Below are 14,445 nucleotides of genomic sequence, written 5' to 3'. Positions count from 1 at the left end.
ATGTTAATATATTTAACTAAAGGAGAGAAAAATATTAATGGAACTATGTTTTATGGTTATGGGTGATGTTTTGGCTAATTTTATCTTAGGTACTGAATAGTTAGTTTTATCGTGTGAGGAGAAAGGCAGCGTCCATTTTCGCTTAGCTAAATTGAAAATAGGTTGTTAATTATCCAAAAATCTAGTACAATTTCATTATAAAGAAAAATATTTTTTTGGACTAAAAAAAGATTAGGAGGTTGAGCGGAATGAGTAAAAAATATCTAAATTATGTGGGTGAGATCATCACAGATGTTGAATATCATGGATTAGGAGATCCCGACAGGTTTTTAGAAGTTCATATGGATGTTGAACTACCCTTTAGATTGTATTGCAGAATGGGCGATGAAGACTGGGAAGAAGTTACAGAACAAGAACGTTTTGCATTGATCGATCAAATACAAGATAAGAAATCAAAATATTCTAAAAGTGACTATCGTTTTTATACCATGGACTTTTATCTAGCAAGTTTAGGTGGTTTGTAAATCACTCGAATGAAAGCGTTTAATTTAGGCTGAATAACGAATCGCAATAGCTATTTATCACCGTTTATTGAGATTTTTGATGTGAAAAAGTCAGGTTCTTTGGCAATTTTCTAAAAACCGCACAATGCGTTTTATGCATTGTGCGGTTTTTAGTCCAATTGCTCGAACCTAAACGACTTGCCATATCCTCTTTTCGAGCTGTATTTACTTTGAATCTAGGGAATGGATACACTATAATTGGAATAGATAGAGGAATAAAAAAATGGAAAAGTAGAGGTGCCTAATGTCGATTAAGATAAAACGTGTAGCAACAACTGATCCAGAGTTGTTAAATTTAATAAAAGAACTAAATGACTTTTTCAATGAAGAATGGGGAACAGAGGTCGCTCAAAGTTATCAAAATCATCACAATCTAGCAGAAATGGCTTGTGCGGTTGTCGCTTACGATGGACAAGTTGCTGTTGGTTGTGGTTGCTGGAAGCTTTTAGATGAGCAAACGCCGGAAATAAAACGCATGTATGTAAGACCGACAAGTCGCGGCAATGGTGCAGCTTCTAAAATCATGCAAGCACTAGAAATGAATATGCAAGAAAAAGGCTATAAGCAAGCTGTTCTAGAAACTGGAAAGGAGATGCTAAGCGCAATCCGTTTTTATGAACGACATGGATATAGTATCATTCCAAATTATGGTGAATTTATTGGAGATGACTTATGTGTTTGTATGAAAAAAGAGTTCAAAACGAACGAAAAATAAAAGATAAATATACCTATAAAAATCTTCGGATTTTGTCTATCATTTTAAGCTTAATTAACTTAGAATTGAATAAATGATAAATAAGGTTAGAAAAGAACATATTTATTGCTTTTAAATTCTAGAAATCTATAATATTTATGAGATGGTTAAGCATAGGAGGAATAGGCGTGGAAGATAAGCAGTTTCGGATAGCACTGCCGAATAAGATAGTAGAAGAGTTTCAGTTAGAAAATGAAGATGAAGTGACAGTAAGTATCAAGGATCAAAAAATAGTGATCGAACCTAAAAAGAAAGTAGCTGGAAATCAGACAATGTCTCTGAGATGGTTTTTGATTCCAACAACGGTAGTAAGTATTCTTTTTCTAAGTTATCTGATGTTTAACAACTACACGCAGGTTGCTTTGACCGGGAGATATTCAATTGCTGATTTTGTTCTTGTATTAGGGATTTCAAGTGGCGTGTTTAGTTTCTTACTTTTCTTTATAAGAGGGAAGAGGAATCAAGTCACAACGCTATCAAAAGATATTTATTGGCGTAATTTTCCGGCGATTCTGCTGTCATTTATTGTTATTTTACTATTTTCTATACTAGTTTTTTTCAAAGTCATTGATTTGGTTTTTTCTGGGGCGTCTTTTGATCTATATACAGCGACACTACTTTTTTTTGTGTTTGTTGGAGCGATCAATTATTTTATGATTTATTCCGCGCTTTCGATTACACCGTCTAAATTGACTAATCTGTTGATTTTTGTGATCTTTGGTGGAGTGTTGCTTTCTATGATCACGAATAGAGATCATCAATGGTGGCAATTCAACTTTAGTTTTTTGGGCACGATTGAAGCTAAAAGTAGCTGGCAGTTTAATGTTACCTTGATGTTTTCGGCATTGTTGATGGTTGCTTTGATCGATAGTTTATTTGTAGAATTACAAAAAGCGATACCTCATAGTAGACGATTGACGATTTTAAAAATTCTATTAACGTTAACAGCGCTAGATCTTGGTGCAGTAGGTTTATTTCCTTATACAGAAACAGGACCTTTTCAAGGCGTTCATAATCAAGTTGCGGGCTATTTAGTTTATTTGATTGTTATTTTAATTGTAGGAATCAAGTGGCTGTTACCAAATGTAACCAAAGAATTCTTGTCGATCTCTTATATGATTGCGGCGACATTAGTTGTAGTTGTGGTGCTATTTCAGTGGACCAGTTATCTTTCGTTAACGGCATTTGAGTTATTATCTTTTATGTTGGCTTTTAGCTGGATTGTCTTGTTGCTTCAAAATCTGCAGAAAATGGCTCAGAATTTGAACAACTCTTTTCAGGTGATCGTTGAACAAAGTATAGATGAACAATAGTAGCGAATTTAATAATCTAGAGAATACATCGACAGATTTTTCATTTGTTGGTGTATTTTTTCTGGTATTTTCTGTTATGCTATAAATAAAAAAAGAAGAAAGGGATTCATCTTGAAAACAACGATTGAATTTATTGATTCCAACGAGGATGAGCGAGCGATTTTTAACGTTCATAAATTAACGCCAGTTCTAGAAAATGTGTTGTCTCTCTTAAATGAGGAGGAGCGATTTTTAATAGGGGAAGAAAATGGTTCATTATACAGAATAGCATTTTCTGAAATTCTTTATATTGAAGTTGTCGATAAAAAAAGCTTTATTTATACGGAAAACTTAGTTTGTCAAAGTAGTGAAAAATTATATCAGTTGGAAGAGCAATTATCATCTTTTAAATTTATCCGAACATCAAAATCCATGCTGCTTAATATTACAGCAATCAAGGCAATCGCCCCTACCTTAAGTGGACGTTTTGAAGCGACGTTGCTTAATGATGAGCGAGTTGCTATATCAAGAAAGTATGTTCCAGATTTGAAAAAAGGATTAGGAATGGAGCGTAAAAAATGAAAATTACTGCATACTTAAAAAATGCTTTTCGCTTAACTTCGATGATTTTTACAATTCTAGTTGTGGTGAACTTAGTAGTAAATAAGGCAGTTTTATTTACTACGATTGAATTTATGTTATTTGTTTCGGTAGTCTCTGGTGCCCTGTTATTTCTGGTAGATGATCGCGAGGTATATTCGAATCGACGGATGATCATCAATCAGATTTTATACATCAGTATTATATTTACACTGATCATTATTGGCAATTATCTTTTTGATTGGGAACTGGGAGTTAATGGGTTAGTGAGAAATCTGTTTCTTATTTTACTTATTTTTTTCTTCATAAAATTTATTATGTATAGTAACGATAAAAAAGAGGCTCAAGAAATGAACCGATACATTCAAAAGAATAAGTGACATGAATAAAAAATTCAAATAAACGTGTTAAAAAAGTCAGGATCTTCGGCAATTTTCTAGAAACCGCCCAATGCATGGAAAAACGCATTGGGCGGTTTTTAGTCCAATTACTCGATTCTAAATGACTTTTTTTGCATCTTAGTCCTGTTTTTCGACCACTTAGAAAAAGTCTGTTGTTTTTGCCTGTAAGGTTGCTTATAGTTGATTTATCAACCAGAACGAAGGAGCCAATAACATGACAGAACTTGTAACAGTCTCAACTATAGCCAAGAAATACAATCAGCAGCAAGTCTTAAACAATATTTCATTTTCGATCCAAGAGGGTGAATTATTTTCGATTCTTGGGCCAAATGGTGCTGGGAAATCTACACTGATTTCATTGATCCTCGGATTAGCCAAACCAGATTCAGGTGAGATACAGCTTGAGGGAAAGAAAATAGATTCAAATTCGATCGAACATAAATCACTGATCTCAGTTGTTTTCCAAAATAGTATTTTAGATCAAGAATTATCAGTTAAAGATAATTTAGTTATGAGAGCTTATTTTTATACAAATAACTGGAAGCAAGCGAAAGCATTAGCCAATGAAAAATTAGCGGATGTGCAAGGGCAGCATCTTTTAAATAAACGCTATGGCGTTTTGTCTGGCGGCGAAAAAAGAAAAGTAGATATTGCCAGAGCGTTACTCAACACGCCTAAACTATTATTTTTGGACGAGCCAACTACAGGCTTAGATATTGTTTCCAGAGCGGACATGTGGAAGTTGATTCATCACCTAAAAGAAAAATATAAGATGACCATCGTATTGACTACGCATTATATGGAAGAAGCTAGAGATTCAACGAATATCTTAATGTTGGATGCAGGTCAAATCAAGGCTTATGATTCACCAGAAAATTTAAAAACTACCTATGAATGTCTTGCATTAGAAGATGTCTTTTTAAATATCGTTGAAAAAGGGAGAAAATAAAAATGAATGCATTAGTATATAGAGGATTATTACTATTTTTTAAAAATAAACAGGCAGTTATCGGTTCATTTATTGGAGCTTTGATCATGATTGGTTTATATGTTTTTTTATTGGGAGATAGCTTAGTGAAGCAGCTATCTGTTTTATCAAATCCGCAGTTAGTGGTAGATACGTGGATGCTGGCAGGCGTGATTGGTATTGCTTCAGCTAGTTCCACATTAGGGTCTGTTAGCTTGATGATTCGTGATAAAGAGCGGAACGTCTACACCGATTTTATGATATCACCCATTGCTAAAAGTAAAATTATGTTGGGGTATTTCTTTAGTACATTTTTGATTTCATTTGTGATCACGATGGCCGTTATTATCGTAGCTGAATGTTATATTGTGTTTATTTCAAAAGGTTCATTTTTATCAATGACGCAGTTTGGCTTGTTGCTATTAGTTAGCCTTTTAACGATCTTTTGTTCATCTGCGTTTATGTTTTTTGTAGCTAGTTTTTTCCGTCGAATCGATACATTTTCGACGATGACATCAATTATTGGACCGTTGTTGGGTTTTTTAACGGGTTGCTACGTACCAATCGGTAGTTTACCCGAAACGGCTCAATTAGTAGTCAAATATTTTCCTTTAACAAGCGGTGTTGTGATGATTCGGAGGATTTTAACAGAAAATGCGTTTGCCTCAGCTGATAAACAAGCAATGAAAGTTGTGCAAGAAGAATTGGGTATTGTAATGAACTATCCGTATGAACTATTGTTTCCGATTACCATACTAATTGTTTCAAGTTGTATTTTTCTAGGAATCGCGCTATTCAATGTTAAAAGAGTAGAAATTAAACGCTAGGCTACTTTAGCGAATCCGTTTAAAGTAAAAAACTACGACGTATAGGCATTTTTTATCATCCTAAGATAAAAATGCCTATACGTCGTTTGATATTGCTGAGCAAAGAATTGTGGTGTTTATTAAATATATATAGTAGATTGGTCGTATTTAAAGGCAGGAATTTTAAATCAGTTCCCAAACTGGTGAGATTCCAGGTTGATCGCCTTGTGTCCACCATTTTGCTATATAGGTTTGCCCTTGGAACGTTACGGTATCATCTTTTTCATATGATTTCTCTAATTCCCATTCCAGAGATTGATTGGAAAGGAGTTTCCAAGCATCAGATTGATCCGGGCGGTTATTTTGATTCCACCATTTTGCTTCATATTGTAAGCCGTTATATAGGACTTTATCCCCTTCATTATAAACTTCTGTACTTTTCCATACTGACAACCCATTGCTGTCTCCTTGCGTTTTCACGGTCAAAGGTTCACTTTTCTCTGACTCTTGCTTGAAGGTATCTATAGCTATAATTTCATAAGTATATGTTGTATTTGGTTTTAGGTTTGTATCTTTGAAAGGCGTATTTCGTACAGTAGTTATTTTGATTCCATTACGGTAAACATTATATTGTGAAATTCCAATTGGACTATCTGATCGAGTCCAAGACAAGGTCAATGAATTCTGGGTTATTTCGTTTGCACTAAGATTACTTGGTTTTGTTGGCAATGTTGGCGTCGGAAATGCCAATGTTTTTACAGTCAGTACATCGCTTTTAGGTGATTCTCTATTGAAAGTATCTATAGCTATGATTTCATAAGTGTATGTTGTGTCTGGTTTTAATTGGGTATCTTCAAAAGAAAGATTTTTTGTGCTAGCAATTTTTAAACCATTACGATAAACATTGTAATTGGAAATACCGATGAAACTACTCGATTTGTCCCAACTTATGGATAATCTATCTCGTAGTACAGAAGTGGCTGTCAAATTGTTTGGTTTTGTTGGAACAGGAATTTCTGTTTCAGCTTTATTTGGTATGCGTACTTTAAAGCTAGTATTTTTCTTAGACATTTTGCCCATAGTATCTATAGCGGTCAGCGTGTATGTGTATAATGTATTTGATTTAACTGTTTTATCTATAAATGATTCAGAAGATGTACGTGCAATTTCTTTGTCATCTCTGAAAATAACATATTCTTTTATTGGGTTGATGCTGTATCCTGCTTGCCAGTTTAATTTTACTGAGTCATAGTTGATATCAGAAGCGGGTAAATTTACTGGTGGTTCTGGTATATCGATTGGACTAATTGGTTTTTCAGGTTCATCACGGTGTTCCCAAATTTTATGCGTTAATTTAGGGTATTTTTCTAACACTTGTTTTGTTTCAGGAGAAATTGTCAGTCCCCACATTTCAAAATAAGGAAGTAAATTCTTATTAGCTATTTTCGAGGTAGAAGTAATAAAATATTGTATTTTTTCTAGATCATTGTTCTTTATATCTTTTGCTTCTTCTCGATATAATTTATGCAATTTAGGGTAGAAATCATCACCAAATGCTAATTCTAATTGCCAAAACATAGCTAGTCGTGTAAATAAATCTTCTGTCTCATAATTTTTATTGGCTTGATTAAAGTAAGTGGAAACTTTCTCATAAACATGATCTTTTTCTAAGCGACTTCTATTTCCGAGTGCTTTGTTACTTCTCATACTGTAAATATTCACTGTTACTTCTGTCATGTTGCTCCAAGTCATTCTAAGTGATTGGTACGTATGACCGAATTCATGCATGGGTCCCCAATGGTTGTCTGGGGAAGGAGATAATAAGTAACCCATTCCTTCACTTTGAGAATAGGCAGTGTGATTATACGTAGCATACATATAATATTGAGGTTCTTGTGTTTCTCTCATATGTTGAATAAGACCACGACTTTTTCTGTGTAGAGTAGAACTGTTGTCCAAACCGGATGATTTATCATGGATGTCAATTATACGATCATAGGTCTCAACTATAGTTTTAGGATCTTTCACTTGCGGTAATGTTACTCTTGAACCTGTGATCAATGTTTTCTTCCCAATTAATTCATAACCAGGAGCTAAGGGGTTTTGTTTTAATTCCTTTTGCCAATCAGCTTCAGTCGTTTTCCCAAAGATGAATCGAGGCAGTTTTAAACCACCTTCTACTGTGACAGTTAATTTATTTTGAGGTGTTGGCTCTGTTGTGTTTTGAAGATGAATGACTCCTTCATCTCTTGTAGAAATGATATTCTCCCCTTTTTTTAATGGCGTTCGTTCGGAATGGCCTTCTCGGCTATCTGTTAGGGCAACGGGAGAAATAGTATAGGTTGGCAACGATAGTTGATCTGTATTTTCATCAACATAAATGGTGATTACATCTGACTCTTTCTTGTAAATACCAGAGGACTGATTATCACTAGGACCAAAGCGATTATCTAATTGAGTTTGTTTGTAGTCTGTAATACTTTCCGTTTGAGCTAGCTCGGTTTTAATACTAACTTTGGGGGAATCCGAATCAGAAGTGGCATGGTAAGCCTCTGTATACAAAAAAGTAGTAGCTAATAAAGCCAACATAGAAACCCCAAAATAAAGTGAACATTTATTCTTTTTCATTTTTGTTTAACCAACTTTCTTTCAATATAATTTTATTATATATCTATTTTATGTATTTTTCTGTTCATTTTTAGACATTAGGTTAAACTTTTGTGACCCTTTAATATATAATGATGATGAAAACTACATTTTATATTGAATTACCAATTAGTTAATAATAAAATCAAAGTTTTAAAGTGGTTCTACTCTTTTAAAAGTTAAAACATTTATTTTTGCTCATCGAGGCAACGAGACATCAATTCCATATGATGCATCACTGCAGCTTTTCTCATCACTCCCATGCCTGGAAATTTTTCTTTTGAAGCAATATCAAGGAGTAGCTCGATGCCTAAAGTCACTTTTTCCCCACATAATTTTGTTTTCCACTCACTGACCTCAGCCATTAGCTCAAAAAATTTGTCTTTTTGAGATGGAGCTTCTTCACTTGAAAGAAAATGATGAATTCGTAAGTGGTCATTTTCAAAATAAACAAGGTGCAAAGGCAATGATTTTGAAGGATAGCTGTGTTCATAATAGATTCGGCTATCAATAGAAAAATCACTAAATCCGATAAAACCTCTTTTTTGAAACGCTAAATGTGTATCTGAAAAAAATTCATCAGAACATTCTTGGTAGTAACTTATTTTAGGTAATCTAGTGAAAACATCCTGAGAAAGAATCTTATTGCCGCTGATTTTTTGCAGCAAACGGAGTTCTTCAGGAACCAAGACATTTACCTGATTGGATTGCCAATCACTTTGCAAAGCAGGAGTCGAGTTGCCAATCACAAATAATTGCGGTTCTGCGCTTAATGTTTCGATAGGTTGTTCAACGATCAGAGCCTTTTCTAAAGGTAATGAGTTTAGATGAAGGATTCCTTCTTCAGTCAAAAAGTCGCCAGCTTGAGGATTTTGAATAAGATAAAAAGGCTGATTTTCTCTTTGGAACAACTCGATAAATTTTTTCAACGCAGTAGAGTTTTTAACAGGTTCAATAATTGGTATGACTTGTCGGGACAAGCAATGATGTTCTAAAAGTGTCGTTAGTGCAAGTAAGTCAAATTGTTTCCCACGAAAATAAGGATAATACATTATTTTTCCTCCCAAAGACGTTGTTCCAATTTAAAATAAGCCTCACGCGTGGCCTCTAATTCCTCTTTTAAAGCCTCAACCGCCTGATCACAAATATCTTCTACAAAACAATCATAGTAATTCACGCCGCCGCCAAATAAGTCATAGTCAGGTTGTCTTTTTTTTAACTCGTTATAAAGCCTATCAGTCGGAAAAACCCGCAAGCCTCGTGCTGTTTGTTTAGCCTTGCCAACTTCTCTAGCTTGTGCGCTGATCAAACGGAAAAGTAGTTCCTGTTCATTGACTAAAAGAGCTTGTCTTTGCGGTTTTTTTTCTATTGTAAAATAGCCCGGTAACTTTTGTTCGTCCGCTGAAATATATTGATGATAAACCATCACACCGATATGACTTGGAATTTCTTCTTTGACTTTTTCAAAAAGAGCTTGTGGTAAGACAAAATAATTATAATTACCAATAAAGGAAAGCTTTGCTTTTGAGCGGAAATCGGCTTTACTGACTTTTAACTCATAACAACGCCATTCGAATTGATTATCGGCAGTTAAACGACAACTCAGTGTATCCACTATTCCTTGGGTTTCAGGCATAGTGACTTCCTCAACGACAATATCTCCATTTTCACGACAATAATAATAAAGCACTTCTTCCATTTGGATGGTTAATGACGTTTTCATTATTAGCTCCTTTAATCTTTTAATCTACTATAAAACATACGTTCGTAAAAATAAAGTTTTTTCTTTTTTATGAACAGATATAAGTAAGCTTTTTGTGAATAATGTTAGTAGCTAGATTAATAGAATTATTTATAAAAAGATATTTTTTTAATATTTATTAAAAATACATTCTTATAAAAAAATTGACCTTTAGTAGAGTAAACCGCAGTATTTAAGAATAGAATTAGGTGTATTTATTGAGAGGGAAAGCTGATTAAATCAACAATAACAGCATATATGTTTTTATTTTTTATTAAAACATAAAAAAATAATCATAATAAAGTTTAAAAAAGTATATTATATAAATATATGAAAACATTAAGAAGAAGGAGTATATTGATGAGAAAAAGGAAAGTACATATTTTGATGCTTGCGGTTTTATTGTCACAAAGTTTTGGATCAGCTGTAAGTGCATTTGCAACAACTACTAATAATATAGATGAAAATCTCTCAAGCGAACAGTCAGCTAACACACCAATAGAAGCGAAACAACAGACTGATTTATCGAGCGAGGTAGCAGAACAACCGATAGAAAAGCCAAGCACTGAAATAAGTGGAACTGATGAAGCAAATAAAACCGGTACTTCAACTACGGAGTCAAACAAGATCTCTGCTGAAACGACACAGCAGTCAACTGGCGAACACACACAGAGCTCTCAAACGAAAATGACAGATGCCAATGTACCTATTGAGGATGAGCTTCTAGCGAACATGACTCTGACGACTATGGATGGAACTGAATATAGCCAAAACACGTTAAATAGAGTTTTAAATACAACACCAGTAACTGCAAAATTAAATTTTGTAATCGAAGATAAAGATTATGCGCCAGGTTCAGTGTATACACTGACGTTACCGGATCATTTAGGCTATTCTGATATCAGCGGCGAAGTAGCCAATGTTGGCGCTCAGTGGTCAGTCGATGCGCAAAGTAAAACATTAACGATCACGTTTAACCAACGAGTGACTGAAACTCATTTTAATTTAGAGTTAAAAAGTTATGTATTCACCGATGGGGAACCGTTAATAACGATTAAAACACCAGGGCAAACAACCAATCAGTATAATTTTGACTTATATGAAGATGTTGCACCTATCAAGTATGAAGAAACGGCTAATATTTATGGGCTTAAAGGGATTGTCTATTATAACTTAGACAGAACATTATCTGGTAGCCAGACTTTAGAAATCTTGATGACAGAAGCGCCAGGAGCAAAATTTTACAATACCTCAAAAGAACAACTTGTTGTTTTTTCGTATGCGGTAGATATCAATGGCAATGTGATTCCAGATTCAAAGCAAACCTTAGAAAAAGATAAGGATTATACGGTCAACGAAGACAACACCTATCAAGGTTCAGTTACGGTTACAAACATGAATCAGCAAAAAGCATATGCCATATCCATTGAACGCGCGTTAGCTTTAGAAAGTGTTTCAACGTATTCTTACAATTTTTACAATCAATACCCAACGACTAAATTAGGCTCAGTCAGATTAAATAGCACAACTGCTCCATATGGTGGGCTGGAGTTTACTGCCAAAACAAGTAAAGACCAAAAGTCATTAAAAGAAGCTAGTTTAGGCTGGTTGCAAAGTGCTAATTTCCAAGAAAAAGGAAATTATTACGTCAATATTTACAATCTACTGACACAAACACAAGCAGGAGAACAGATAATTTTAGAAAGTAAAAATGGCCAACCAATTACTGACTATAAATTTTCAGCATATAATGGCGAGTACCAAAAAGTTGAAATCACTGATTTTTTTGATATCAATAAAGAAAATAATAAACTGATCTTAACTGCGACGAAAGATAGTGCGTTAAGAATAAATGCGGATAAGCTGATCATCCCGTTTGAACAAAAAGATATTGATATTGCTTTACGTACGCCGATTATCAATGGTGGAAAAGAAGTAATGCTTGTATCTGATCAATACCTTCAACCAATTTCGATCATCAATCCCAATAGTGTAGAAACAGCTTGGGGAAATTATGATGAGAATGGTGCTTATATGGGCGACACCACGATAGCGATAGCAGGAAGTACCCAAACTCCTGTAAAGAATGCGACGATCAAAATTGAACACCCAAACTACCTGAAGCTAAGAGCGCCTAAAGGGGAGTATGATTATTACAAATTAAATAAAGATTACACGATAACAGCGGTCGAAGGTGGTTCACTTATAAAATTCACAACGCCAGTCGTTCATTCATTTAATTTGGATCTAGGCTTTAATTATATACCTGATAGTTTAGAAAAAAGCAAAAGCATTCCAGTTGATACGCTTCCTGTCACACTAAGTGCGGATGAGTATGAAACAGTGGAAACGACAGTTAGAACAGGCAGAAAGATCTATTCAGAAAACACGTTACAAGCAAGTAAAAATCAATTTTTAGTCAACGCAAGAAACGATACATTTGACTCATTAAGTATTTCAACTAAGATTCCTGCGGGTGCAGATGTGATTTTTGATATTTATGATGTCTCAAATGACCAAGTGGAATCCATTTACCCACAGTATTGGGATCGAGGCTATTACTTTGATAAACCGTTAGATCCTAACAGTTCTGCGTACCCTAAAATTACCTTCAATGAAACCGATAATACGTATCAATTTGATTTTGGTAAAACATCAAAACGTTATATCATTGAATATAAATATGCCAATGGTTGGATCGATGCTAAGACGATCAATGTGACCGGAAGTGCGGCTGAACCATTGTACGGAGATCGAATCATGTCAACTTCGGTTTCTGTTAGCAATGTAGGAACAGAGATAATTTCTGCAAGCCAAACAAGTCATGAGTCATTAAAAAATGTTACAAAAAATGAAGTGAAAACAAAGAATATCAATAATGGGACACTCAAAGTTAAAAATCCTATCTTTGATATTGCAACGAAAGGAACAACCAATGCAGACATTGATTTAAACTCGATTGTGATTGATGGTGTTCCGGAAACTGCGTATACCATCAAGAAAACTGCGACGGGTGCTCAAATTATTTTTGATGATTATACGCTAACTCAAAATATCACGATCACTTATAATACGATTTCTAAAAATGCAGGGCAGATTTCTACTGAGACAGTCATCAGCGCTGACAATTTAGAACAAATGACAGCAACTCGCAGAACGGCTACAACAACACCGCTAGTTTTGAGATTTTCTGATGGAGATGCGGAAGGAGTTGTTTATTTGGCTCAAGCGCAATTTCATACGTATAATGAAGATAATCAAGACATAAACGTTCCCAATGTTTCATTTGAACTGATCGATAATGTGACGAATAATCGGACTGAGTTTACGACAGATGAGAATGGCGACTATAATTTTGATGCGATCATGTCTGGAGCCTACACACTAAGAGTAACGGATCTCCCAGCAGGTTATGCGATCGCTAAAGAATATATTAATGGAAAAAACATTCAATTGACCAAAGGTATGAATCAAATCGAGGTTCCTCTAGTAGAAAGCAAAGTAGACCGTACGAGTGTAACTGTCAAAGATTCTACGATATATGAAGGAGATTCGTGGCAAGCAGCTGATAATTTTGTATCAGCAACAGATGAAAGTGGAAAAATGGTACCATTTGAAGATGTAACTTTTTCTGGCGCTGTTGATACAACAAAAGTTGGTGACTATAAAGTGATTTATACTTTCCATGAACAAAGAGAAGTAGCTACAATCACTGTGTTACCAAATCAAACAGAGGTTAAAGGTAAAAATTCAACCATCTCAGTTGGTACGAATTGGAAACCAGAAGATAATTTTGTCTCAGCAACAGATAAAACAGGAAAACCTGTTGCCTTCGATCAAATCACTGTAACTGGTACAGTGGATTCATCCAAAATTGGAGAGAATAGAGTCACATATGAAAATCAAGGAAAAAAAGATGTCGTTATCATCAAGGTTGTAGACGAACAAGAAACGCTCGCTGTGAAAGACTCGACGATTTATGTTGGAGATTCATGGCAGGCAGCCGATAATTTTGTTTCAGCGACAGATAAAATTGGGCAAACTATTCCAATTCAACAAATCACTGTAACAGGTTCTGTCGATACAACCAAAGCTGGGATTTATGAAGTTGTTTACGGAAATGGAAAAATAAAAGAAACTGCTAAAATAACAGTGAAAGCAGATCAATCAACGTTAGTCGTAAAAGATTCTACCATTTATGTCGGCGATGATTGGAAGAGTGCAGATAACTTTGTGTCAGCGACTGATCGTGACGGTAATGCCATTTCATTTGAAGAAGTAGAAGTGACTGGCACTGTGGACACCAAGGAAAAAGGCGAGAATAAGGTATCTTACACCGTTCAAACCACTAGACAATCTGAGCCAAGTAAAGCTAAAAAAACTGTACAGTCTGAAAAACAGTTGACTGCGACAGCAAAAATCACAGTGCTGGAAAAAAATTCTCCAAAACCAAATGAAACCAATAAGAATCAAACGCATAGTGTAAAACCAGACAAACAAGGGATTTACCCTAAAACAGGTGAAAAGACCAATCATTATTTTAGTTTAATCGGACTAGCAGCCGTGTCGATCGCAATAGTTGGCAGGATTCGATTAAGAAAAAGACGAACAGATTAACTAAACGATACGGAGAAATGAGGCTGGGATAAAAGGCAGAGTTGACGCTGCCTTTTAT

At 34.8% G+C, this 14,445-nt stretch carries 11 protein-coding genes; 8 read left to right on the top strand and 3 right to left on the bottom strand.

Annotated features, from left to right (window positions below):
* Positions 1-248 precede the first annotated feature (248 nt).
* The 7 genes from JZO69_RS10460 (at position 249) to JZO69_RS10430 (ending at position 5,404) form a co-directional block, all read left to right on the top strand.
* Positions 249-524 (top strand): hypothetical protein, encoded by a 276-nt coding sequence (locus JZO69_RS10460; RefSeq protein WP_207112820.1) that lies wholly within the window; start codon positions 249-251, stop codon positions 522-524.
* A 283-nt stretch (positions 525-807) separates the two neighbouring features.
* A complete protein-coding gene (locus tag JZO69_RS10455; RefSeq protein WP_207112819.1) occupies positions 808-1,278 on the top strand; it encodes a GNAT family N-acetyltransferase in 471 nt (156 codons plus the stop codon).
* A gap of 167 nt (positions 1,279-1,445) precedes the next feature.
* On the top strand, positions 1,446-2,630 hold the full coding sequence (locus JZO69_RS10450; protein WP_207112818.1) for an AbrB/MazE/SpoVT family DNA-binding domain-containing protein: 1,185 nt from the start codon (positions 1,446-1,448) through the stop codon (positions 2,628-2,630).
* Between the two features lie 111 nt (positions 2,631-2,741).
* Positions 2,742-3,191 (top strand): LytTR family DNA-binding domain-containing protein, encoded by a 450-nt coding sequence (locus JZO69_RS10445; RefSeq protein ID WP_207112817.1) that lies wholly within the window; start codon positions 2,742-2,744, stop codon positions 3,189-3,191.
* Positions 3,188-3,589 carry a DUF3021 domain-containing protein gene (locus JZO69_RS10440; RefSeq protein ID WP_207112816.1) on the top strand — a complete coding sequence of 134 codons (402 nt, stop codon included), beginning with the start codon at positions 3,188-3,190 and terminating at the stop codon, positions 3,587-3,589. The genes JZO69_RS10445 and JZO69_RS10440 overlap by 4 nt, the downstream gene beginning before the upstream one ends.
* Before the next feature lie 235 nt (positions 3,590-3,824).
* Positions 3,825-4,559 (top strand): ABC transporter ATP-binding protein, encoded by a 735-nt coding sequence (locus tag JZO69_RS10435; protein WP_242586709.1) that lies wholly within the window; start codon positions 3,825-3,827, stop codon positions 4,557-4,559.
* A 2-nt stretch (positions 4,560-4,561) separates the two neighbouring features.
* The gene (locus JZO69_RS10430) at positions 4,562-5,404 is read left to right on the top strand and encodes an ABC transporter permease (RefSeq protein ID WP_207112815.1); all 843 of its coding nucleotides are present in this window, start codon (positions 4,562-4,564) and stop codon (positions 5,402-5,404) included.
* A 162-nt stretch (positions 5,405-5,566) separates the two neighbouring features.
* On the opposite strand, the gene JZO69_RS10425 is transcribed toward JZO69_RS10430, so the two are convergent.
* The 3 genes from JZO69_RS10425 to JZO69_RS10415 all read right to left on the bottom strand — a co-directional run bounded on the left by JZO69_RS10425 (position 5,567) and on the right by JZO69_RS10415 (position 9,752).
* Positions 5,567-8,011: a M60 family metallopeptidase gene (locus JZO69_RS10425; RefSeq protein ID WP_207112814.1), complete on the bottom strand. Its 2,445-nt coding sequence runs from the start codon at positions 8,009-8,011 to the stop codon at positions 5,567-5,569.
* 206 nt (positions 8,012-8,217) lie between these two features.
* The gene (locus tag JZO69_RS10420) at positions 8,218-9,081 is read right to left on the bottom strand and encodes a sce7725 family protein (protein WP_207112813.1); all 864 of its coding nucleotides are present in this window, start codon (positions 9,079-9,081) and stop codon (positions 8,218-8,220) included.
* Complete coding sequence (locus JZO69_RS10415; protein ID WP_207112812.1) at positions 9,081-9,752, bottom strand: hypothetical protein; 672 nt, start codon at positions 9,750-9,752, stop codon at positions 9,081-9,083. The genes JZO69_RS10420 and JZO69_RS10415 overlap by 1 nt, the downstream gene beginning before the upstream one ends.
* A gap of 378 nt (positions 9,753-10,130) precedes the next feature.
* Between JZO69_RS10415 and JZO69_RS10410 the strand changes: the two genes are divergently transcribed.
* Positions 10,131-14,387, top strand: coding sequence for a bacterial Ig-like domain-containing protein (locus tag JZO69_RS10410; RefSeq protein WP_207112811.1), 4,257 nt, complete (start codon positions 10,131-10,133; stop codon positions 14,385-14,387).
* The last annotated feature ends 58 nt before the right edge of the window (positions 14,388-14,445 follow it).

Origin of the sequence: Candidatus Enterococcus ikei (genome assembly GCF_017316105.1) — a bacterium.
Taxonomy (GTDB): Bacteria; Bacillota; Bacilli; order Lactobacillales; family Enterococcaceae; genus Enterococcus_L; species Enterococcus_L ikei.
The sequence above is the reverse complement of the archived record's forward strand: the minus strand, read 5'-3'. Positions and strand labels throughout refer to the sequence as shown.